At 71.6% G+C, this 21,225-nt stretch carries 18 protein-coding genes; 8 read left to right on the forward strand and 10 right to left on the reverse strand.

From position 1 onward, the window contains the following. Nucleotides 1-20 precede the first annotated feature (20 nt). Complete coding sequence (locus BJ969_RS12710) at nt 21-1,712, reverse strand: thiamine pyrophosphate-binding protein (protein WP_184479145.1); 1,692 nt, start codon at nt 1,710-1,712, stop codon at nt 21-23. Nucleotides 1,713-2,195: 483 nt separating this feature from the next. Further along, entirely contained in the window at nt 2,196-2,909 is a 714-nt protein-coding gene (locus BJ969_RS12715) for a GntR family transcriptional regulator (protein WP_184479146.1), read from the reverse strand. A gap of 256 nt (nt 2,910-3,165) precedes the next feature. Between BJ969_RS12715 and BJ969_RS12720 the strand changes: the two genes are divergently transcribed. Beyond that, nucleotides 3,166-3,969, forward strand: coding sequence for a hypothetical protein (locus BJ969_RS12720; protein ID WP_184479147.1), 804 nt, complete (start codon nt 3,166-3,168; stop codon nt 3,967-3,969). A 37-nt stretch (nt 3,970-4,006) separates the two neighbouring features. On the opposite strand, the gene BJ969_RS12725 is transcribed toward BJ969_RS12720, so the two are convergent. Together BJ969_RS12725 and BJ969_RS12730 are read right to left on the reverse strand one after the other, a co-directional pair. Next, nucleotides 4,007-5,182: an SGNH/GDSL hydrolase family protein gene (locus BJ969_RS12725; protein WP_221315801.1), complete on the reverse strand. Its 1,176-nt coding sequence runs from the start codon at nt 5,180-5,182 to the stop codon at nt 4,007-4,009. Nucleotides 5,183-5,220: 38 nt separating this feature from the next. Continuing rightward, the gene (locus tag BJ969_RS12730; protein WP_184479149.1) at nt 5,221-5,790 is read right to left on the reverse strand and encodes a TetR/AcrR family transcriptional regulator; all 570 of its coding nucleotides are present in this window, start codon (nt 5,788-5,790) and stop codon (nt 5,221-5,223) included. Between the two features lie 154 nt (nt 5,791-5,944). Between BJ969_RS12730 and BJ969_RS12735 the strand changes: the two genes are divergently transcribed. Beyond that, nucleotides 5,945-7,768: a cellulase family glycosylhydrolase gene (locus BJ969_RS12735; RefSeq protein WP_184479150.1), complete on the forward strand. Its 1,824-nt coding sequence runs from the start codon at nt 5,945-5,947 to the stop codon at nt 7,766-7,768. A 286-nt stretch (nt 7,769-8,054) separates the two neighbouring features. Here the strand turns inward: BJ969_RS12735 and BJ969_RS12740 are convergent, their stop codons facing one another. Together BJ969_RS12740 and BJ969_RS12745 are read right to left on the reverse strand one after the other, a co-directional pair. Beyond that, nucleotides 8,055-9,119 carry a tartrate dehydrogenase gene (locus tag BJ969_RS12740; protein WP_184479151.1) on the reverse strand — a complete coding sequence of 355 codons (1,065 nt, stop codon included), beginning with the start codon at nt 9,117-9,119 and terminating at the stop codon, nt 8,055-8,057. A gap of 69 nt (nt 9,120-9,188) precedes the next feature. Then, nucleotides 9,189-10,067, reverse strand: a complete 879-nt coding sequence (locus BJ969_RS12745) for a LysR substrate-binding domain-containing protein (RefSeq protein WP_184479152.1) — start codon at nt 10,065-10,067, stop codon at nt 9,189-9,191. An 81-nt stretch (nt 10,068-10,148) separates the two neighbouring features. Here BJ969_RS12745 and BJ969_RS12750 point away from each other — a divergent pair, with 81 nt between their 5' ends. Further along, entirely contained in the window at nt 10,149-11,120 is a 972-nt protein-coding gene (locus BJ969_RS12750) for a PHP domain-containing protein (protein ID WP_184479153.1), read from the forward strand. Nucleotides 11,121-11,237: 117 nt separating this feature from the next. On the opposite strand, the gene BJ969_RS12755 is transcribed toward BJ969_RS12750, so the two are convergent. Further along, on the reverse strand, nt 11,238-12,029 hold the full coding sequence (locus BJ969_RS12755) for a dioxygenase family protein (RefSeq protein WP_184479154.1): 792 nt from the start codon (nt 12,027-12,029) through the stop codon (nt 11,238-11,240). Between the two features lie 82 nt (nt 12,030-12,111). On the opposite strand from BJ969_RS12755, the gene BJ969_RS12760 reads away from it, so the two are divergent. After that, nucleotides 12,112-12,600 carry a MarR family winged helix-turn-helix transcriptional regulator gene (locus BJ969_RS12760; RefSeq protein ID WP_184479155.1) on the forward strand — a complete coding sequence of 163 codons (489 nt, stop codon included), beginning with the start codon at nt 12,112-12,114 and terminating at the stop codon, nt 12,598-12,600. Nucleotides 12,601-12,968: 368 nt separating this feature from the next. On the opposite strand, the gene BJ969_RS12765 is transcribed toward BJ969_RS12760, so the two are convergent. Further along, a complete protein-coding gene (locus tag BJ969_RS12765) occupies nt 12,969-14,894 on the reverse strand; it encodes an ABC transporter ATP-binding protein (RefSeq protein WP_184479156.1) in 1,926 nt (641 codons plus the stop codon). A 474-nt stretch (nt 14,895-15,368) separates the two neighbouring features. On the opposite strand from BJ969_RS12765, the gene BJ969_RS12770 reads away from it, so the two are divergent. Genes BJ969_RS12770 through BJ969_RS12780 form a run of 3 tightly spaced genes read left to right on the forward strand, consistent with a single transcriptional unit; the run spans nt 15,369 to nt 18,327 of the window. Beyond that, nucleotides 15,369-16,193, forward strand: coding sequence for a GPP34 family phosphoprotein (locus tag BJ969_RS12770; RefSeq protein WP_184479157.1), 825 nt, complete (start codon nt 15,369-15,371; stop codon nt 16,191-16,193). A 42-nt stretch (nt 16,194-16,235) separates the two neighbouring features. Further along, on the forward strand, nt 16,236-17,753 hold the full coding sequence (locus BJ969_RS12775; RefSeq protein WP_343071367.1) for an APC family permease: 1,518 nt from the start codon (nt 16,236-16,238) through the stop codon (nt 17,751-17,753). Continuing rightward, nucleotides 17,743-18,327: a GNAT family N-acetyltransferase gene (locus BJ969_RS12780; RefSeq protein ID WP_184479158.1), complete on the forward strand. Its 585-nt coding sequence runs from the start codon at nt 17,743-17,745 to the stop codon at nt 18,325-18,327. Before BJ969_RS12775 ends, BJ969_RS12780 begins: the two co-directional genes overlap by 11 nt. Before the next feature lie 3 nt (nt 18,328-18,330). Here the strand turns inward: BJ969_RS12780 and BJ969_RS12785 are convergent, their stop codons facing one another. Together BJ969_RS12785 and BJ969_RS12790 are read right to left on the reverse strand one after the other, a co-directional pair. Further along, a complete protein-coding gene (locus BJ969_RS12785) occupies nt 18,331-18,561 on the reverse strand; it encodes a hypothetical protein (protein ID WP_184479159.1) in 231 nt (76 codons plus the stop codon). A 368-nt stretch (nt 18,562-18,929) separates the two neighbouring features. Beyond that, nucleotides 18,930-19,673 carry an IclR family transcriptional regulator gene (locus tag BJ969_RS12790; protein ID WP_184479160.1) on the reverse strand — a complete coding sequence of 248 codons (744 nt, stop codon included), beginning with the start codon at nt 19,671-19,673 and terminating at the stop codon, nt 18,930-18,932. A 177-nt stretch (nt 19,674-19,850) separates the two neighbouring features. On the opposite strand from BJ969_RS12790, the gene BJ969_RS12795 reads away from it, so the two are divergent. Next, nucleotides 19,851-21,179 carry an MFS transporter gene (locus tag BJ969_RS12795; protein ID WP_184479161.1) on the forward strand — a complete coding sequence of 443 codons (1,329 nt, stop codon included), beginning with the start codon at nt 19,851-19,853 and terminating at the stop codon, nt 21,177-21,179. Nucleotides 21,180-21,225: the final 46 nt, after the last annotated feature.

Genomic DNA, 21,225 nt, shown 5'->3' on the forward strand with positions numbered 1-21,225 from the left:
GGCTCACCGCGACCGGAGGGTCACTTGTACATCGTCTGGTTCATGGTTCCCGGCGCGTACACGTCCGGGTCGATCCACACGTTGATCAGCGAGGGCTTCCCGGATTCCCGGGCGCGCAGCAGGGCCGGTCCGATCTCGGCGGGATCGCGCACTTCCTCGCCGTGGCCGCCGAGCATCCGGGCGAACTCGCTGTAGGGCACGTCGCCGAGGGTGTTGCCCACCCGGTCGCGGTCCGCGCCGTACTTCTGCGCCTGGCCGTAGCGGATCTGGTTCATCGACGAGTTGTTCCCGACGATGCCCACGAACGGCAGATCGAAGCGCACCATCGTCTCGAAGTCCCAGCCGGTGAGGCTGAACGCGCCGTCGCCGAACAGGCACACCACCTCCTGGTCCGGGCGGGCGTGCTTGGCGGCCATCGCGAACGGGACGCCGACGCCGAGCGTGCCCAACGGCCCCGGATCCATCCAGTGCCCGGGTGCTTTGGGCTGCACGACCTGGCCGGAGAACGTGACCACGTCACCGCCGTCGCCGATGTAGATCGAGTCCTCGGTGAGGAACTCGTTGATCTCGTGCACCAGCCGGTACGGGTCGATGGGGGAGGCGTCGGACAGCTGCCGGGGCAGGCGCTTGTCGTAGGCGGCCTGCTCGACCTCGCGCAGTTCCCGCAACCACTCCTTGCGGGTCGCCGAGCCGTTCGCCGGGCGCCCGGACGCGGCCTGGGCCGTGGCCCGCAGCACCGCGTCGGCGTCGCCGACGATGCCCAGGTCGACGTCCCGGTTGCGGCCCACCGTGCGGTAGTCCAGGTCGATCTGCACCACGGTGGCCTGCGGGGAGAGCCTGCGCCCGTAGCCCATCCGGAAGTCGAACGGGGTGCCGACGATGACGATCAGGTCGGCGTGGGCGAACGCGTGCCGGCGCGCCAGCTGGAAGTGCAGCGGGTCCTGCGGGGCGAGCGTGCCGCGCCCCGCGCCGTTCATGAACGCGGGCACGTCCAGCGCGCGCACCAGCTCGACCGCCGAGTCCGTGGCCCGGCACGTCCACACCTGGTTGCCCAGCAGGATGCACGGTTTCTCCGCGTGCACCAGCAGGTCCGCGAGCCGCTCGATCGCCTCCGGGTCGCCTGCCGAACGCGTGGAGGCCCGGTAGCTCGCGGGCACCCTCGCCCGGTCCACGGGCACCTTCGCGTCGAGCACGTCGCGCGGGATCTCCAGGAACGACGGCCCGGGAGCGCCGTGGTGGCACTCGCGGAACGCCATCGAGACCAGGTCCGCGACCCGCTCGGTGTGCGGCACGGTGGCGGCGAACTTGGTGATCGGCGACATCATGTCCACGTGCGGTAAGTCCTGCAACGACCCCATCTTGTGCTGCGCGAGCGCGCCCTGACCGCCGATCAGCAGCAGCGGGCTCTCCGCGCGGAACGCGTTCGCCACGCCGGTGACCGCGTCGGTGGTGCCGGGACCGGCGGTGACCACGGCGCAGCCGGGCCGGCCGGTGATGCGGGCGTAGCCGTCGGCGGCGTGCGCGGCGACCTGCTCGTGGCGCACGTCGATGACCGAGATGCCCTCGTCGACGCAGCCGTCGTAGATGTCGATGATGTGCCCGCCGCACAAGGTGAAGATCGTGTCGACCCCCTCGGCGCGCAGCGCCTTCGCGACCAGGTGGCCGCCGGAGATCAGTTCGGTGTCGTCAGCGGAAGGACCGGAATTCGCCATTCGGTGCTCATCTCCTCACCGCGCGCCCGGCACTGCTCGCCGATCGGCGCACCCTCGGTGGAGCTCCATACTGCATACCGTATGAGCTAGGCGTACTCCTCGGCCCGCGAGCTGTCCAGAGCCCGATCCGCAATACGCACTGATGGCGGCCCAACTCCCACCATCAAGTAAAAACTCCATTGAGGATTGTTCGTTTTTGCCTTGTGGTGTGGTCGGGTGGCGGAACCTCAGTGGCTTCCTCGCTGCGGGATCTTTTTCCCGAGTGGCTCCGCCACGAGGGAAAAAGCTGTCCTCGCGAGGAAGCCACTGAGAACCCGCGGGTGGTCGTTTTGCTCTGGCTGGTCGCTGCTCAGCGGCTTCGCCGCTGACAGGACTGGTGCGGCTTGAGCGGCGCGTGGGAGCTGCTGGTTTCTGCGTGCGACGAAGTTGTTGTGGTGCAGCGGCGAAATGTGCGCGCCGGGCCCCGGTTTGGTCGTCGCCGGGTCAGGGCTTCGGTTTGCGCTTGCGGGTGGGTTTCGGCGGAGTCTCGGCGCGGCCCAGGTAGGTGAGGCGGGTGTGTTCGGTGTGCTCGCGCATCAGGTCGGCGGCGCGGTCGCCGTCGCCGCGTTCGATGGCGTCGATCAGCGCGGCGTGCTCGTCCCAGGACTTCTTGCCGCGCGAGCGCGCCACCGGCGTGTGGTACCAGCGGACTCGGCGGTGCACCTGGTCGGCGAGCTCGCCCAGCACGCGGTTGCCGGACAGCGCGGTGATCCGGGCGTGCAGTGCGGCGTTCGCCCGCACCACCGCCTCGATGTCGTCGGCATCCAGCGCGCGCACCCCCTCCGCGTGGATCTCGCGCAGCTCGGCCACGCCTTCTTCGGTGCGGTGCGCCGCGGCCAGCCGTGCCGACTCCGCCTCCAACAGGGTGCGCACGCTCAGCAGCTGGTCGGCTTCCTCATCGGTGGGGGTGTGCACGAACGCGCCGTAGCCCGGTCGCAGGTCGACCCACTCCTCCTTCTGGAGCCACTGCAGCGCTTCGCGCACCGGCTGGCGGGACACGCCCAGCAGCTCCGCCAGCTCCTTCTCGACCAGGTGCTTGCCGGGTTCCAGCTCGCCGGTGACGATCATCTCGACGATCGCCTCGTGCACGCTTTCCCGCAGCGGCACCGGCCGGGCGACCTGACGTCCGGCCGGTGCGGGGGAGGAGGACGGCGGCATGAGCGGCTCCGCGGCGGTCGAAACGACGAATTCCTGCTGTTCAGAGGAGATTGTTCGGAGAATACAGTATTCGCCGCGTTCGGTGGGCGTTCCGCGTCCGCCCGCGGTCCGGTCCGCGCCGAAGACCATTTGTCCATTGTGGATGATTTAGGCCGTTCGACTGGCTCGGCGGTCGAGGGGTGGACTCGGGCTCGGCGGCGGGCATACAACCGGAGATCGATGCGGGCGACGATCTCGACCGCGGCCGGAGGCGCTCATGGATGCGTGGTTTCCGTGGTGGGCGGTGACGATCGGAGTCGCGGCCGTCGTGCTCGGCTGGGACTTCATCCGGGCTCGCAGGCGCCCGGACGCCCGCGCTCCGGTGGCGTGGTGGCTCGGGCAGATCGCCGTCACCGCCGTGCTGGGCGCCGCGTTCGCGCACGGCGGCGCCGGTGCCGAGTTCTTCGTCGAATGGGCGGCCTCGTGGTCGCGCTGCCTCGACCTGGTGGTGGTGCTCGCGGTCGGCTCCGTGGCGGTCGCGGAGGCGCTGAAGTGGCACGTCGTGCTGCTCGCCGTCGGGTGCGCGCTGGTGCTGCGCGCGGTGCTCTCGTTCTCGACCGGAGGCGCGCGCTGGCCGGTCGCGGTGTTCGGGGCCGCCGTGCTCGGCGCGGGCTGGTGGTGGTTCCGCCGATCGGAGCACCCGGAGCCGAGCGCACCCGCGGCGCCCGCTCCGTGGCTGGTGCTGGCCGGAGCGGGCGTCGCCGGTGCCGTGTTCGCGCTGAGCGCGGGCCGCGGCTCGCCGGAGCACGCCGCGGTGCTGTGCTGCGCGGCCGTGCCCGCGCTGCTGGGCGCGCGGGCCGCGTTCGGCCTCGTGGACCGAGCGCTGCACCGGATGCCCGCGAGCGTGCCCGCCGCCCTGCTGGCCTGCACCGGTGCGAAGGCGGTGCTGGTCGGCGTGCTCGCTCCGGTGGACGCGGGTGTCGGGCCGGCGGTGCTGACGGCGCTCACCGCCGGAGCCGCGTTCGCGTTCGGTGCCGTCACGGCCGCACGCGTTCGCACCGTGCCGGACGGTGCCGCGTGAGGAAACGGCTCTGCGGAAGGAGAACCGCGCCGGTCCCTCAGGCCTTCGCGAGCGGACCTCCGGCGCCGAAGGCCAGGTCCGCGAACCGGTGGCCGATGCGCTCGTGCGCGGCGGCGTCCGGGTGCAAGGCGTCGGGCAGCGGCAGCTCCGCCGAGTCGTCCTCCCCGTAGAGCTCGCATCCGTCGAGGTAGTGCAGGTTCGCGTCGTCGGCCGCCCGCTGCCGCACGACGCGCGCCAGCTCGTCGCGGATGACGCGCAGCGTCAGCTTCCCGCTCGCGACCTCGGCCGGATCGCCCGTGGCGGTGAAGCGGAGCTCCCCGGTGCGCAGGGCGTCGAGGTCGACCGAACCCGGCCCGGGGGTGTCCTCGTGGATGGGGCAGTGGATCGCGGAGACCACCAGCAGCGGCGTCGACGGGTGGCCTTCCCGGATGGTGTCGAGGAAGCCGTGCACGGCGGGCGTGAAGGCGCGCAGCCGCATCAGGTCCGCGTTGACCACGTTGATGCCGAGCTTCACGCTGATCACGTCGGCGGTGGTGTCGCGCAGCGTGCGGGCGACGAACGGGTCGAGCAGGGCGTTGCCGCCGAAGCCCAGGTTGATCAGCTCCACGTCGCCGCGGGCGGCGGCCAGCGCGGGCCAGATGGTGCTGGGGCTCGCGGCGTTGGAGCCGTGGCTGATCGAGCTGCCGTGGTGCAGCCACACCGGGCGTTCGCTCGCGACGGGCTCGACGGGAGCATCGGTGCGCAGCGCGACCAGTTCGGTGATCTCGTTGTGCGGCAACCAGATCTCGACGACCTTGTCCCGCTCGGGCAGGCCGGAGAACCGGGCGGTGCCGGTCGGTCCGGGACGGACCTCGCCGGATCCGGTGGTCACCTCGGCGGTCATCACGTTGCCGCCGGCGACGGTGGTGCGGTCGGTCAGCCGGCCGTCGACGAGCAGGTCGTACGTGCCGTCCGGGCGCGGCGGCAAGCCGGGGAACTCCTTCTTGGTCGGCAAGGTCTCCAGCTCGACGGCGGTGGCGCGGGTGCGCAGCACGAGGCGCACGCCCGACGGTTCCGCCTGCGCCACCAGCAGTCGCTCGTCGGGGCACTGCGCGCGGGCCCGCGCGGGCAGGCGCAGCGGTGCCAGTCCGCGCTCGGTGCGCTGCAGCTCGATCGCGCCGCGCAGCAGCTCGGCGGTGATGGGAGTGGTGGTCCAGCTCTGTTCGTCGCTCATGATCTCGATCCGCATTTCTCGGTTCTTCGTTGGTGTTCTCAGGCCGCGGGCCAGTTGCGCAGGAGGGCGTCGAGGGCGTCGACGATCCGGGTCCAGGTCTCCTCGGAGGCGGGGGCGCTGTGGCTGAACCCGCCGCTGGACTCCAGGCTCACGTAGCCGTGGAAGACGCTGCCCAGCAGCCGGACCGCGTGCGTCTGGTCGTCACCGTCGAGGTCGTAGCCGCGCAGGATCGCCCGCGTCATCTGCGCGTGCCGGACTCCGGCGCTGGCGGCGGCCGTCTCGTGGTCGAGCGGGAGCCGGGCGGCGGCGTAGCGGCCGGGGTGCTCGCGGGCGTAGTCGCGGTAGGCGTCGGCGAACGCGGCCAGCGCGTCCTTGCCCGCGCGCCCCGCGAGGGCGGCCGCGACCCGGTCCGCGAGCTCCTCCAGTGCTAGCAGCGCGATGTTGGTCTTGAGGTCCGGGGAACTCTTGACGTGCGAGTACAGGCTCGCGACCTTGACGTCGAAGCGTCGGGCGAGTTCCGAGACCGTGACCTGATCGAACCCGACCTCGTCGGCGAGTTCGGCCCCGGCGCGGGTGAGGCGCTCCGTGGTCAGTCCTGCGCGTGCCATGTCGACCATTATGCAGGTGCCTAATACCTTTAGGCAAGTGGCTAACTGGATTCGTCGGCGTGATCGGGCCAGTGCTGGGCCGAACGAGTGAAACGTGAACACTGTTCACGATCAGCTGTTGTCCGGTCTGTCCGGGCTTCGTAGCTTGTGGCGCATGATCCGCTTGCTCGGCGCCGCCTGCGCGCTGTCCCTCATGGCGTTCCCGCTCGCGCCCGTCGCGGGGGCCGCACCGCAGCGGCCCGCCGACGACGCCGCGAGCCGCACGCTCACCCTCGTGCCCTCCGAATCGGGAGTGTCCTATCGGGACGGTCACGGCCGGGAAGTGGTGCTGCGCGGCTACAACGTCTCCGGCGAGGTCAAGCTCGCCGAGAACGGCAACCTGCCGTTCGCCGACGCCGCCGACGCCCGGGAATCCGCCGTGGCGCTGCGCGAGCAGACCGGAGCGAACTCGGTGCGGTTCCTGCTGTCCTGGGAACGAGTGCAACCGGCTCCCGACCGCATCGACGAGCAGTACCTGCGCCAGGTCACCGAGCAGATCGCCGCGTTCGCCGACGAAGGCTTCTGGGTGCTGCCCGACTACCACCAGGACCTCTACTCCCGGCACCTGTTCCGCCCCGACAGCTGGTACACCGGCGACGGCGCCCCGAAGTGGGTCGTCGACGGCGGCGACTACCCGGCGGAGAGCTGCGGAATCTGCTTCCACTGGGGGCAGAACATGATGAACAACCAGGCGGTGAAGCAGGCCAAGGCCGACTTCTGGACGAACCGCCGCATCCCCACCCCGGTCGGTGAGGTCGGCGTGCAGGACGCGTTCCTCGCGCAGGCCGAAGCCACCCTCGACCACCTCGCCGCGCACCTCACCGAAGCCCAGTTCCAGCGGATCCTCGGCTTCGACCCGATGAACGAGCCGCACGCCGGGAACCTCGACGAGGGCCAGGACGCCGCGGCCTGGGAACGCGACGTGCTGTGGCCGTTCTTCGAACGGTTCCGCGCCGTCATGGACCGCACCGGGTGGAAGGACAAACCCGCCTACGTGGAACCCACCGTGTTCTGGAACAACAACGTGTCCTTCGTGAAGGAACCGGGCGGCTTCGAGGAGCTCGACGGCCTCGGCACCCGCTACGTGTTCAACTCGCACTTCTACCACGCGCTCGCCCAATCCGGGCTGTACGGCAAGGCGGAGGACGGCGAGAACACCGCGGACTTCGCCGAGATCCGCGACCGCGCCGCCGACCTCGGCACCACCGGATTCGTCTCGGAGTTCGGCCACCCGCTGGGCGGTAGCACCGCCGACAAGTTCCCGACCGTGATGAAGGGCATCTACCAGGGCATGGACTCGCGGCTGTCCGGCGCCGACTGGTGGAGAGCGCCCGCCGAATCCGGGTCGGTGCTGTCCGGCACGCAATGGCAGTGGGACGTCTACTACGACCGCCACCGCGAGGCGATGAACGGGAACCCCGACAAGATCCAGACCGAGGCCGACGGGTGGAACGGGGAGGACTTCTCCGCGGTCGGCCGCGACGACACCGGCACCCTCGGCCTGCGCGCCGACCCGCGGGTCCTCGACCGGCTGTACCCGCGAGCGGTCGACGGCACGACGGTCGCTTTCACCTACGAGGACCGCTCCCGCGACGGTGAGCAGACCCTGACGTGGAACCGCATCCCGGAGGACATGCCCGCGGTGCGCGAAGTCGTCGGCGACGGGCAGTTCGGCGTGCTCGTGTGGCGCGACGGACCGGGCACCGCGCCGACTGAACTGCACCTGCCGGAGAGCTTCGGGGCGCAGCGCACCACGGTGCTCTCCGACCTCGGCGACGCCGCGCAGCGCCACGACGACCGCCTGCTGATCACCGCGCCCGACGCGCCGGGCACCGTGCACTACGCCCTCGTCGCCAACGGCCCCGAGGCCCCGGCCCCCGACCTCCTCGCCGAAGCCCGAGCCGAACTCGACACCTGGGCGACCGCGAAGCTCCGCTGACCCACCGAACCCGAGTGAACGGCCCGTTCGTCCAACGGCATTGGACGAACGGGCCGTTCACCCCACATCCGCAAGCGCCTCGGACAGCCGCGCGCTCCTGAGCGATCAGTGAACGGACCGTTCGTCCAACGGGATTGGTCGAACGGGCCGTTCACTGCGATCCGGAAGCCGTCTGCGGCGCTCGTGCGGGCGGGCTCGGTGTGGGGTAGGGAGTGAGTGAGCGGCCCGTTCGTCCATCGGGATTGGACGGACGGGCCGCTCACTTCGGTCGGAGTCGGTGGGCGGCTCAGCCGGTGATCTCGGCGGCGATGGCCTTGCCGAGGTCCTCGGTGCTCGCGGTGCCGCCGAGGTCCGGGGTGCGCACGGCACCGGCGGCCAGCACCGATTCGATCGCGCGGACCACGTGTGCGCCTGCCTCCTGCTCGCCGAGGTGGTCGAGCATCATCGCCGCCGACCAGATCTGCCCGATCGGGTTCGCGATGCCGCGCCCGGCGATGTCCGGCGCCGAGCCGTGCACCGGCTCGAAGGTGGACGGGAAGCGCCGCTCCGGGTTGATGTTGCCCGACGGGGCCACGCCGATCGTCCCGGTCACGCCCGGCCCCAGGTCGGAGAGGATGTCGCCGAACAGGTTGCTGGCCACCACCACGTCGAACCGCTCCGGCGACATGACGAACCGCGCGCACAGGATGTCGATGTGGTCCTGGTCGACCGCGACGTCCGGATGTTCCGCGGCGATGGCCCGGAACCGCTCGTCCCAGTAGGGCATCGAGTGGTAGATGCCGTTGGACTTCGTCCCCGAGGTGACGTGCGGTTTGCCGATGCGCTCGGCGAACTCGAACGCGTAGCGCAGGATCCGGTCGGTGCCGTGCCGGGTGAACACCGCCGTCTGCAGCACCATCTCCGCCGGAGTGCCCTCGCCCTGGCGCCCGCCGAGCCGGGAGTACTCGCCTTCGGTGTTCTCCCGCACCACCCAGAAGTCGATGTCGCCGGGCTGCTTGTCCCGCACCGGCGGCGTCACTCCGGGCAGCAGCCGCACCGGGCGCAGGTTCACGTACTGGTCGAACTCGCGGCGGATCGGCAGCAGCAGCCCCCACAGCGACACGTGATCGGGCACGCCGGGGTAGCCGACGGCGCCGAGCAGGATCGAATCGTGGTCGCGCAGCCGGTCGAGGCCGTCCTCCGGCATCATCCGGCCGGTCTCCCGGTAGGTCTCGCAGCTCCAGTCGAAGTGCCGGAAGGTGAACGAGGTGCCGTACTCGCCGGCCACCGCGTCGAGCACCCGCAGCGCCTCCGGCATCACCTCGCCGCCGATGCCGTCGCCGGGCAGGACCGCGATCTCGTAGCTGGACATGCCGCCATCCAACGCCGATCGTCCGGGTGGCGTCCAAGACCGGGTTCGCATCCGGCTGATAGGCGTTGCTTATCGTCGCAGCGCCGAGTCGAGGAAGCGCTGCGCGGCGGGGCTCAGCGGAGCGGGCCGGTGGATCAGCGAGATCCGCAGCTCGGCCGCCGGGTCCAGGTCGAACACCCGAGCTCCGCTGCCGCGCGCGAACTCCGCCCAGCCCTCGGTCAGCACCGCCAGGCCCGCGCCGCGCAGCACCAGCGGCAGGATCGCTTCCCGGTGCGCGGTCTCCACCACGATCCGCAGGTCCACGCCCTGCGCGATGATCTCGTCGACGACGTGGCGCATCCGGTTGCCCTGCGGTGAGGTGATCACCCGCTGTCCGGCCAGCTCCGCGCGCCCCACCGTCGCGCGAGCCGGTTCCCACGGCCCGTCGGGGCCGGTGACCACGACGAACCGCTGCCGTTCCACCAGGTGTGCGCGCAGTCCGGGCAGCGCGAAGTCCTCGGCCGCGCCGATGAGCCCCAGTTCGCTGCGCCCGCCACGCACCATGTCCGCGGCCTCCGGCGCGGTGAACGCGGGCTGCACCGCCACGAGCACACCGGGGTTGACCTCGTGGAACCGCCCGATCATCGCGGTCAGCGGTTCCACCGACTGCGAGGGCAGCACCGCCACCTGAACCCGCCCGGTGTGCAGGCCCTTCACCGATTCGACGGTGGCGCGCGTGGTGTCGAGGTCCCGCAGCACCTGCCGGGCGGGTTCGAGCATCGCCCGGCCCGCTTCGGTGAGCACCGCGCGCCTGCCCAGCCGGTGGAACAGCGCGACCCCCACGTCCCGCTCCAGCGTGCGCACCGCCTGCGACAGCGAGGGCTGCGCGACGTGCAGGCGTTCGGCGGCCCGGTGGAACCCGCCCTCGTCGACGATCGTGACGAAGTACTCCAGTTGCCGCGCGTCCACCGTGCCTCCTCGCCTCCGCGTGCTCCGTCCGCATCCTCCCGCCGGAGTGCGATCCGGGCGAGGACCGGCTACCAACGGGAGATGGACGCCGGTGCCGCGTTGCGGGAGATCGCATTCTGGCTGGAACGGGCGGACGAGCCGACCTACCGGGTCCGCGCGTTCCGCCGGGCCGCCGACGTCGTCGCGGCGCACGACGACGTGGTCGCGCGCGCCGGATCCGGCCGGTTGACCGAGCTCGCCGGGATCGGCAAGACCACGGCCCAGGTGATCGAGCAGGCGGTGCGCGGCGAAACCCCGGACTACCTGGCGAAGTTGCGCGCCGACGCCCCCGAGCAGCAGGAAGGGTCCGCGCTGCGGGCCGAGCTGCGCGGCGATTGCCACACCCACTCCGACTGGTCCGACGGGGGCAGCCCGGTCGAGGAGATGGCCCGCACCGCGCGGGACCTGGGCCACGAGTGGATGGTGCTCACCGACCACTCGCCGCGCCTGACCGTGGCGCGCGGCCTGAGCGTCGAGCGGCTGCGGGCGCAGCTGGACCTCGTCGCCGAGCTGAACGCGGCGCTCGCGCCGTTCCGGATCCGCACCGGCATCGAGGTCGACGTCCTCGACGACGGGTCCCTGGACCAGGACCCGGGCGTGCTCGCCGAGCTGGACCTCGTGGTGGCGAGCGTGCACTCGAAGCTGCGGATGTCCTCGCGCGAGATGACCCGCCGGATGTGCGCCGCGGTGGCGAATCCGCACGTGGACGTGCTCGGCCACTGCACCGGACGGTTGCGCTCACGACGCCCGCCGTCGGAGTTCGCCGCGAGCGAGGTGTTCCGGGCGTGCCGCGACCACGGCACCGCAGTCGAGATCAACTCGCGGCCGGAGCGCCTGGATCCGCCGATGGCGCTGCTGGCCGAGGCGTTCGAGCTGGGCTGCGAGTTCGCGATCGACTCCGACGCGCACGCCCCGGGCCAGCTGGACTGGCAGATCCACGGCTGCGCCCGAGCCGAACGCTGCGGCATCCCCGCGTCCCGCGTGGTGAATTGCGCTTCGGGGCGACTCGCGTAGGGCGGAGCATCAGCGGTTCCCTCGCCGCGGGATCGATGCACGGCGAATCGCCAGCCGCCGGTGGCCGGGCGGGCGCCGAGCGCGGGGCACCCGGCGACCTCGATCGGCCCCTCGGGGTCACGCGACCTGGAAGGAGCGCTTCGCCAAGCCCATCCAGTAGCCGTCGATGGTCTGGTTCGGCGGGACGTCCTGGCCGGTCGCGGCGCCGAGGGTGACGAACATCGGGGCGAAGTGCTCGGCGGTCGGGTGCGCGTAGGGCATGCCGGGGGCGCGGTCGGCGTACGCCGCCAGCTCGTCGACGTCGCCGCGGGAGAGCGCCTCCCCGGCCCACAGGTCGAACTCCTGCGACCAGCCGGGAGCCGCGGCGTTCGGGTGCCACTCGGTGAGGAACGGCAGGCCGTGCGTGGTGAACCCGGAGCCGATGATCAGCACGCCCTCGTCGCGCAGCGGCCGCAGCCGCCTGCCCAGTTCCAGCAGCTTCGCCGGCGCCAGGGTCGGCAGCGACATCTGCAGCACGGGGACGTCCGCATCCGGGTACATCACCGTGAGCGGCACGTACGCGCCGTGGTCGAGCCCCCGGTTCGGCTGGTGCGCGACGGGTTCGGTGTCCGGCATCAGCGCGGCGACCTTCGCGGCGAGTTCGGGCGCGCCGGGGCTGCGGTACCGGGTGCGGAAGTAGCGCTCGGCGAACCCGCCGAAGTCGTAGGTCAGCGGCACGCCGGTGTCGGTGGCGCCGAGCATCAGCGGCGCGGACTCCCAGTGCGCGGAGACCATCAGGATCGCCCGCGGGCGCGGCAGTTCATCCGCCCAGGCGGCGAGCTGCGAGGTCCACAGTTCGTCGTCGACGAGGGGTGGGGCGCCGTGGCTGAGGTAGAGCGCCGGCATCCGCTCGGCGTGCGGGGTGGTCATCGCTGCCTCCATGCTTGAAGCTTCAAATAACAGCCTAGGCAAAGGTGCATGACGCTTCAAGTTGTCCGGTTAGACTGGCCGGATGGACGAGCCGAGGTGGTTGAGCGAGGACGAGCAGAAGGCGTGGCGCCAGCTCGCGATGCTCATGACCTTGCTGCCGCCCGCCCTGGACGCGCAGCTCCAGCGCGACTCGGACCTGACCCACTTCGGCTACTGGGTGATGGCGATGCTCTCCGAACGGCCCGAGCGCTCGCTGCGGATGAGCGACCTCGCCGCCCGCGCCAGCGCCTCGCCCTCGCGGGTCTCGCACGTGGTGGCCCGGCTGGAGAAGAACGGATGGGTGCGCCGCGCCCGCTCCGACCGCGACGGCCGCAGCAACCTCGCCGAACTCACCGACGCCGGATACCGCAAGGTCGTCGAAGCCGCTCCCGGCCACGTCGACCGAGTGCGGGACCTCGTCCTGGACGCGCTCACCAGCACCCAGGTCCAGCAGATGGGCGAGATCTGCGGAGCCATGCTCCGCAAGATCGACCCGGACGGCCGGATGGGCACTCGTCCGCTGACGGAGTGATCGGGCTGGGCGCGTTGCTCAGGTGACCTGCTGGTGAGGTCCGGCAGTGCGGCGAACGCGGCCAGGCCGAACGTTCGCGGTCGCCGGTGCGAGCGAGGTAGATCGCCCTTGATCGAGGATCCAGGGGTTCGTCCGGCGTCAATCGCACGGCCGATCACCCTGCGCGCCAACGCTCTTCCGGTAGTCACCCGGCGATGCCGAAGTCGGCCCCGTCGTGATCGACGGGATCGCTGCGCGCAGCGGTAGCGGGTCGCGAGCGACGCTTCAGCGACCTCCGGCCAACGCTCCGCCCTCGCCGTGAGGTGCAGGCCGCCTTCCAGGATCGAGCGGGCTCAGCCGAGCCGTGCGGGTCGGCTGAGCCCGCCCGGTCAGCGGATCGGTGCTGCGGGTTCTGCTGAGCGCTGGCCGTTCTCGGTGGCGTCGGGCTGCTGGGCGAACTGGGTGCGGTAGAGCTCGGCGTAGAGACCGCCTCGGCTGAGCAGGTCCTGGTGGGTGCCCTGCTCGGCGATGGTGCCGCCGGAGATCACCAGAATGCGGTCCGCCTCCCGGATCGTCGAGAGCCGGTGCGCGATGACCAGCGCCGTGCGCCCGGCCAGCGCCGTGGACAGGGCCTGCTGCACGGCGGCCTCCGACTCCGAGTCGAGGTGCGCGGTGGCCTCGTCGAGCACCACCACCGGCGGGGCCTTCAGCAGCAGCCGGGCGATCGCCAGGCGCTGCTTCTCCCCGCCGGAGAGCCGGTAGCCGCGGTCGCCGACGACCGTGTCGAGCCCGTCCGGCAGCTCGTCCACCAGGTCCTGGAGCTGCGCCGTGCGCAACGCCGCGATCAGATCGTCGTCGGAGAGACCCGGCCGCGCGTAGGACAGGTTCGCGCGGATCGTGTCGTGGAACAGGTGCGGGTCCTGGGTGACGACGCCGACCGTGGAGTACAGCGAGCGCAGCGTCACGTCGCGCACGTCGTGCCCGGCGATGCGGATGGCGCCCGCGTCCACGTCGTAGAGGCGTCCGGCGAGGTTCGTGATCGTCGTCTTGCCCGCGCCGGAATGCCCGACCAGCGCGATGGTCTGGCCCGGCTCGGCGCGGAAGGTGATGTCGTGCAGCACGTCGTGCGCCGGCGCGTTCTCCGGGCGGGCGACGGATTCCAGCGAGGCCAGCGAGACCTCGCTGGAGGCGGGGTAGCGGAACGAGACGTCGGCGAACTCGACGGCGGCGGGCTCGGAGCGGGCGCCGAGCTCCACCGCGTCCGGCTTCTCCTCGATCATCGGCCGCAGGTCCAGCACCTCGAAGACGCGGTCGAAGCTCACCAGCGCCGTCATCACGTCCACGTGCACGTTGGACAGCGCGGTCAGCGGGCCGTAGAGCCTGCTCAGCAGCGTGGCCAGCGCGACGAGCGTGCCGAGCTCGAACGCCCCGGACACCACCAGGCCGCCGCCGAGCCCGTACACCACGGCCGTCGCCAGCGAGGCCAGCAGCGTCAGCGCCACGAAGAACACCCGGCTGTACATCGCCGACACGACGCCCAGGTCGCGGACCCGCGCGGCCCGCGAGGAGAACAACCCGGCCTCCTCGTCGGTGCGGCCGTAGAGCTTGGCGAGCATCGCGCCGCCCACCCCGAACCGCTCGGTCATCAGGGAGCTCATCTCGGCGTCGGTCTTCATCTGCTCGCGCGTGATGCGCTGCAGCTTCCGGCCGACCCAGCGCACCGGCAGCAGGAAGGCGGGCAGCAGCGCCAGCGCGATCAGCGTGATCTGCCAGGACAGCGTGAACATGGTGGCCAGCACCAGCACCAGGCTCAGCACGTTCGACACGACCGAGGACAAGGTGCTGGTCAGGGCGCGCTGCGCGCCGATGACGTCGGTGTTGAGCCTGCTGACCAGGGAACCGGTCTGGGCCCGCACGAAGAACGCGACGGGCATCCGCTGCACGTGGTCGAAGACCTCGGAGCGCAGGTCGTAGATCAGGCCTTCCCCGAGCCGCGCCGAGTACCAGCGCTGCAGCAGCGACAGCGCCGCTTCGAGCACGGCCACCAGGGCGACGGCCAGCGACAACCAGACGACCACGCCCATGTCGCGGGGCAGGATGCCGTTGTCGATGATCGCTTTGAACAGCAGCGGGGTCACGATGCCGAGCACCGCGGCCAGGGCGACCAGCACCAGGAACGGGACGATGTCCCGCAGGTAGGGCCGGGCGTAGCGCATGATCCGCCGGGTGAGGCCGCGCGCGAGGCGCTGGCGGGTCACCGACTCGTCGCTGGCGAAGGAGCGCATCGTCTCCCAGCTGACGCCGGTGGGGGTCATGGTGGTGGTTCCTCTCGGTGAGCGGCCCGGTTCGGTGGCGGGCCGGCGCGGCGACCGGTTCGGGGCGGCCCCGCGCGGGGTGTGCCGGTTCCGGTGGTGCGGTGTCCGGCGTCGATCCTGCGACTTCGCGTTAACTCGAAGTCAAACACGCCGCCCGCGCCGGGTGTTCCCCGCGGAAGTCGGTCGATCTCCGCGGCGCGAGCCGGCGGCGGTCGCGGAGTCCGGCTCGCGGCACCTCGGTTCGCCGTCCGATGAGGCCCAAAACCCTTGTGCGTCAAGTGCTTTCGGGTGCTCCAACCGGAATGACCACTCGATCGAGCGAAGCGCGGTCGGCTTGATCACAGTCGATTTCGCGCTTCTGGAGGATCTTGCAACGAGGCGGGAAGGATTACTCTGTGTCCAAGGTTGGAAACGCAGCGCGATCAACCGCGAGCCGCCTGCGCTTCCGGGGGAGCCGAGTTCACTGGGGTGCTCATGTCGATCAACGGAGGGGCCGTGAACGGCCGCCGGGGCCGCCGCCTGCCCCGGAACAACCTGGTCACCGCCGAGGAGCCGGCTGATCGGCCGGATCCACCGGCCGTGCGCGGCGAGCAGGTGGCGCGGGAGCGGCCGACCCGCACCGGCCGCATCCCGCTGCGGCTGGCCGACCGCTACTTCCTCGCCGCCCACGCCGGCGCGGACCGGCTCACCGCGCGGGTCGATCCGGCGCTGGTGGCGCTGGGCTGCGCGGGCGGACTGCTGGTCGAGCTCCTGCTGGAGGACGAGATCGGGGTCGAGCCGACGGTGCGCCCCGCGGGCAAGGGAATGCCGCCCGACTTTCTGTCCTGGTCGGTGCTGCGCGAGATCCGGAACGAACCGGACCACGCCGTGCGCACCTGGATCCGCTACCTCGCGCGCACCGCGACGGAGAAGGTCCGCGCGAGGCTCACCATCACCGACGTGGTGCGGGAAGTCCCGGTCTCCGCCGGGTGGCGCGGCGGACCCGCGGTCGCCTGGCGCACCGGCTCGCTGGACCACCGAACACCGGTGGAGGACCTCGTGGACCTGTTCGCGCACGCCGAATCGGCGGCCACCCGCTCCGGGATGATCACCGTCCCGGAGGCGAAGGCCGAGGTGGCGCTGGCGCTGCTGGCCACCGGCACCGGCGTCACCGGGCGGCTGGGGTTGTCCCGGCCGGTGCTGCGGCAGGCGGAGCGGCGCTCCGAGGACTGGCTGCCGCGGCTGCCCGGCGGGCTGCGCACGGTCGTGGCCGAGGTGACCGCGGCCCGCGAGCAGTGGGCCATGACCCCGCGCCGGTGACCACCGCCCGCGGAACATCGCACAACGAGGGGAAGTACGCGCGTGCCGTCGTCCAAGACCTCCAGAACGGTGGAGGTTCCGCACCGCACCGGACCGGTGTCGAACTCGCTCGCCGCCTCCCGCCTGGGGACGTGGTCGATCATCTTCTTCACCGTCGCCGCCGCGGCACCCGAAACCGTGGTCGGCGGGGGAGCGGTGAGCGGGTTCGCCGTCTCCGGCGTCAACGGGATTCCGGTGGGGTACTTGGCCGTCGCCCTGGTGCTCGGCCTGTTCGCCGTCGGGTACGTGACGATGGCCCGGCACGTGGAGAACGCGGGCGCCTTCTACGCCTACATCGCCAAAGGGCTCGGCCGGGTCCCCGGCACCGCCGCGGGCGGGGTGGCGGTGCTCGCCTACACCATGGTCCAGATCAGCCTCATCGGCGGATTCGGGGTGGGGGCGGCGGATTTCCTGCGCCAGGTGGGCGGACCGGACCTGCCGTGGTGGCTGTTCGCCGGTCTCGGACTGGGCATGGTCGGGCTGCTGGGGTTGCTGCGCATCGACGTCAACGGCCGGGTCCTGGGCGTGCTGCTGATCGCCGAGATCGCCGTGATCCTGTTCTACGACTTCGCGTTCCTCACCGACCCGGCCGAGCCGGGGGTCTCGCTGACGACGCTGAACCCGGCGCAGCTTGGCACCGGCGCGGCCGGGGTGATCCTGGTGATCGCGTTCACCGGGTTCATCGGCTTCGAGAACTCGACCGTGCTGGCAGAGGAGGCGCGCGATCCCCGCACGGTCAGCCGCGCGACCTACCTCTCGCTGGTCGTGATCGGCGGGCTCTACGGGTTCTCGACCTGGGCGATGACCGTCGCCACCGGGCCGGAGCACATCGTGGCGCAGGCCGAGGAGCACTCCACGGAGCTGCTGTTCGCGCTCGCTTCGGACCGGTTGCCCGCCGGGTTGGTGACGACCGGATCCGCGCTGTACGTGACGAGCCTGTTCGCGGGCATGCTGTCGTTCCACCACGTGTGCGCCCGCTACTTCTTCGCGCTCGGTCGCGAAGGCATCGGGCCGCGCGCGCTGGCCGCCACCAGCAGCCGCACCTCGGCGCCGCTCGCGGGTTCGCTGGCCCAATCGGCGCTCACGGTGCTGGTAGTCGGGCTGTTCGCGGTGACGGGCTGGGACCCGGTGACCTACTTGTTCTTCTGGGGTGCCTCGGGCGGTGCGCTGGGCGTGCTGCTGCTGGTCACGGCGACCTCGATGGCGGTCGTCGGCTACTTCCTGCGGGTGCCCGCGCCGGGGCACGGGATCTGGCGGACGCTGCTGGCGCCGGGCTCGGCCGCGCTGGTGCTCGGCGGCGTCCTGTTCCTGACGATCCGCTCGTTCGGCACCGTGCTGGGAGTGCCGCCCGGCGACCCGGCGGCCTGGGTGCTGCCGGGCGCCTACCTGGCGGTGGTGCTGGCCGGACTCGGCTGGGGCGCGGTGCTGCGGGCCCGGTACCCGGATTCCTACGCGCGCATCGGGATGGGCGCGCGATCGATCACCATCCGTCGTTCTGAGGAGCTCATCGATGCAGGCTGAAACCGACGTGCGGGCCAGGACGCTGGTCAGCGCGTTCGTCGACGACGCGGTGTCGCGCTGGCTGGTGCCGGACGCGGACGCGCGCGAGCAGGTCTACCTCGACTGGTTCGACCTGGTCGTCGAGCACGCCGACCGCGTGGGCGCGGTGAAGGCCGCCGGGCCCGTCGTGGAGGTGTGGTTGCGCGGCACCGAGGGGGAGCCGCCGCGGATGCTCGACGAGGAGGGTGAGCGGCGGATGGCCGAGTCGGCGGCACCGTTCCTCGACCGCATCGGCGCGCTCGGCGAGCTCACCGGTGCGCGGCATCCGCTGGAAGCGCACTGGTACCTGTCGCTGATCGGGGTGGTGCCGGACCACCAGCGCACCGGAGTCGGCACGGCGGCGCTCGCGGCGAGCCTGCGGGAGTACGACCGCGCCGGGCTGCCGACGTACCTGGAGGCGAGCAGCCTCGCGAGCCGTGCGCTGTACTCGCGGCTCGGGTTCGCGGACCTCGGTGGCCCGATCGAGCTCCCCGGCGGTCCGGAGCTGTACCCGATGTGGCGCGAGGTGGGCGGTCGGGGAGGTGAGCGGCGGTAGGGCTCAGTTCTGGGATTCGGCCCCGACGTAGTCGAAGTCCCAGGTGCCGGTGCTGTGCGAGCCGGACCGCTCGTAGATCAGCAGCGGCGGCGGTCCGGCGGCGCAGCGCGGCGGGGACTGCGGGCGCACGGGCACGGTGATGCGCGGAACGGGGTGACCGGTGTGGTCGGCGGGAACGCTGACCTCGCGGCCGTCCTCGGGCCCGCCGCGCAACCGGGCGCGGACTTGATCCACTGACCTGACTCCCTTCACCGAGCGGCAACAGGTTCTGACTCGGCCCCGTCCCACCCGGTTCCCGGCCTCACCGGATCGAGTGATCACCGGAGCGGCGGGGCGCGGGTCCGACCGGGTGCTCCGCCGTCGCGATGCGGTGCGGGGAGCGGAAGACCCGCCTTGATCCGTGTTCGCCGATGTGGTCACCGAGCGTACTACCGCCGAGGTTGCCGGAGGGTTTCGATCCGGCTGCGAGCGATCGCCGCATCGGCGCCGGGTGCGCCGGAATTCCGCGCTGTTCTCCCGAAAGCGGCGGATTCGTCCAGAACGCGGGAGTTCGGTGCCGAGCGGTGCCGAAACCCGCGCCGCTGCGGAGCGTGAACCGCTCGTCAGGTGTAGAGGGGAGCCAGCAGCGCCGCGGTCTCGACGAGCCGCGCGGAGTGGACCAGCAGAGCTTCCTTGGGCGTCTGGAAGGTGATCGTCGAGATGCTCACGCCTCCGACGGGGCGCCCGTCGCGATCCAGCAGCGGCGCGGCCATGCAGCGGATCGTCGGCTCGTTCTCCTCGTCGTCGAGGGCGTAGCCGTCGGCGCGGACCTGGGCGAGTTCCCGTTCCAGCGCCGCCGGATCGGTGAGCGTGCGCTCGGTGCGCGCGGGCAGGCCGCGCAGCAGGCCCGCGCGCTCCTCGTCCGGCAGGTGTGCCAGGACCGCCTTGCCGATCGCGGTGCAGTGCAGCGGCAGCACGCCACCGATCCGGGAGGCCATCCGGTACGGGCCTTCGCTGTCGACCTTGCGCACGTAGATCGCGTGATCGCCGCTGCGCAGCGCGACGTGCACCGTCTGGTCGACCTCGGACTGGAAGCGCCGCAGCACGGTGTCCCCGCCGGTGTCCTCGGCCGAGGCGATGGTGGCCGACAGCGCGTAGCTGCGGGGGCCGAGCCCGTAGGCGCCGTCGCCATCGCCGACGACGTAGCCGGAGCCGGTGAGTCCGCCGAGGATGCGGTGGGTGCTCGGTTTGGCGATGCCGGTCGCGGCGGAGATCTCCCCGAGGCGGTGCGGGCCGCCGGGCCGGGCCACCGCTTCGAGCACGCGCAGGGTCCGCAGCGCGCTGCCTTCGCTGGCGCCGGAGGTCATGGTGCACCGCCTTCGGATGTGGGGGTCTTCGGACGTGGAGGGGCCGGGCGTTGATTTTCCGGTGATCGTCCCCTTACGCTACCGTTCATTAAATCAGAACGTCATTCCGCATACCGGAACGACCCCTCGGTCGGGTCGCGCCCCGAGAGCGGAGGCGGCTCGGCTCAAGGAGGAGCGATGGCCGTGCGATCCGAGGCCGCGGACGGGGCGACCCGTCCGAAGGGGCGCGCGAACAACCTGCGCTGGGGCATGGCGCTGCTGTGCTTCGTCGGCCTGTCGGTCAACTACATCGACCGCTCCGCGCTGAGCGTGGCGCTGCCCTCGATGAACGACGACCTCGGTTTCGACCCGAGCGTGCAAGGCCTGATCCTCGGCACGTTCTTCCTGGCCTACGCCGGTTTCCAGCTGCCCGCCGGGGTGCTCATCGACCGGATCGGCGCGAAGCGCTCCTTCGCGCTGGGCGCGCTGGTGTGGGGCGTGGCGACGATGTTGACCGGCCTGGTCACCGGACTGCTCGCGCTGCTGGTGTTCCGGTTCCTGCTGGGCATCGGCGAGTCCACCGGCTACCCGGGTTCGGCGAAGGTCGTCTCCCGCTGGTTCCCGCGCCAGGAGCGGGCGTTCGCCAACAGCATCTGGGACAACGGGGCGCGGGCGGGCACCGCGATCGCGCTGCCGGTGGTCACCGCGATCATCGCGTGGGAGGGCTGGCGGGCCGCGTTCCTCGTGGTCGGCGTGCTGGCGTTGCTGTGGGCGGTGTGGTGGTGGCGGGCCTACCACGAGCCGGAGGACCACCCGCGGGTCACCGAGCAGGAACTCGCCTACATCAGGGCGGGCGGCGCTCGCGAGGAGTCCACTTCGGACAGCGGGGCGAAGGTCCGCTGGCGGGACCTGTTCCGCTACCGGACGGTGTGGGCGATGATGCTGGGCTTCTTCTGCCTGAACTACATCATCTTCTTCTTCATCACCTGGTTCCCCAGCTACCTGGTGCAGGCGCGCGGCTTCGACCTGCTCGAACTGGGCACGGTCGGCGCCGTCCCCGGCGTGGTGGCCATCGGCGGCAGCCTGCTCGGCGGCTGGGTGTCGGACTCCTTGGTGCGGCGGGGCTGGAGCCTCACCAAGGCACGCAAGACCTGCCTCATCCCCGGCATGCTGCTGAGCTCGGTGATCGCGCTGGCGGTCGTGGTGCCGAACGCGGCGATGGCCGTGGTGCTGCTGTCGGTCTCGTACGCGAGCCTCGCGTTCAGCGCCGCCTCGGTGGCCTCGCTGCCCGCCGACGTCGCGCCGCAGCCCGGCCAGGTCTCCTCGCTGGCGGGCATCCAGAACTGCGCCTCGAACATCGCCGGGTTCATCGGCCCGATCGTCACCGGCGTGCTGCAGACCGCCACCGGCGGATCCTTCGTCGCCCCGCTGGTGCTGTCGGGGGCGCTGGGACTGATCGGCGCGTTCTCCTACGGCGTGCTCATCCGCAAGGTCGAACCGCTGCCGGTGCGGGTAGCGGCCGAATGAGCCGCGTGGCGGACTACGGGCTGCTGCGGCAGCAGGATTCGTTGTG

This window comes from Saccharopolyspora gloriosae (assembly GCF_014203325.1).
In the GTDB taxonomy this organism is placed as follows: Bacteria; Actinomycetota; Actinomycetes; order Mycobacteriales; family Pseudonocardiaceae; genus Saccharopolyspora_C; species Saccharopolyspora_C gloriosae.

Excerpts from the sequence above, each read along its gene's own strand:
- BJ969_RS12715 (WP_184479146.1), bottom strand. The coding sequence starts at position 2,909 with ATGCCGCCGTCCTCCTCCCCCGCACCGGCCGGACGTCAGGTCGCCCGG.
- BJ969_RS12765 (WP_184479156.1), bottom strand. The coding sequence starts at position 14,894 with ATGACCCCCACCGGCGTCAGCTGGGAGACGATGCGCTCCTTCGCCAGC.
- BJ969_RS12740 (WP_184479151.1), bottom strand. The coding sequence starts at position 9,119 with ATGTCCAGCTACGAGATCGCGGTCCTGCCCGGCGACGGCATCGGCGGC.
- BJ969_RS12790 (WP_184479160.1), bottom strand. The coding sequence starts at position 19,673 with ATGACCTCCGGCGCCAGCGAAGGCAGCGCGCTGCGGACCCTGCGCGTG.
- BJ969_RS12780 (WP_184479158.1), top strand. The coding sequence starts at position 17,743 with ATGCAGGCTGAAACCGACGTGCGGGCCAGGACGCTGGTCAGCGCGTTC.
- BJ969_RS12795 (WP_184479161.1), top strand. The coding sequence starts at position 19,851 with ATGGCCGTGCGATCCGAGGCCGCGGACGGGGCGACCCGTCCGAAGGGG.
- BJ969_RS12755 (WP_184479154.1), bottom strand. The coding sequence starts at position 12,029 with ATGACCACCCCGCACGCCGAGCGGATGCCGGCGCTCTACCTCAGCCAC.
- BJ969_RS12730 (WP_184479149.1), bottom strand. The coding sequence starts at position 5,790 with ATGGCACGCGCAGGACTGACCACGGAGCGCCTCACCCGCGCCGGGGCC.
- BJ969_RS12760 (WP_184479155.1), top strand. The coding sequence starts at position 12,112 with ATGGACGAGCCGAGGTGGTTGAGCGAGGACGAGCAGAAGGCGTGGCGC.
- BJ969_RS12750 (WP_184479153.1), top strand. The coding sequence starts at position 10,149 with ATGGACGCCGGTGCCGCGTTGCGGGAGATCGCATTCTGGCTGGAACGG.
- BJ969_RS12770 (WP_184479157.1), top strand. The coding sequence starts at position 15,369 with ATGTCGATCAACGGAGGGGCCGTGAACGGCCGCCGGGGCCGCCGCCTG.
- BJ969_RS12720 (WP_184479147.1), top strand. The coding sequence starts at position 3,166 with ATGGATGCGTGGTTTCCGTGGTGGGCGGTGACGATCGGAGTCGCGGCC.
- BJ969_RS12735 (WP_184479150.1), top strand. The coding sequence starts at position 5,945 with ATGATCCGCTTGCTCGGCGCCGCCTGCGCGCTGTCCCTCATGGCGTTC.
- BJ969_RS12725 (WP_221315801.1), bottom strand. The coding sequence starts at position 5,182 with ATGAGCGACGAACAGAGCTGGACCACCACTCCCATCACCGCCGAGCTG.
- BJ969_RS12710 (WP_184479145.1), bottom strand. The coding sequence starts at position 1,712 with ATGGCGAATTCCGGTCCTTCCGCTGACGACACCGAACTGATCTCCGGC.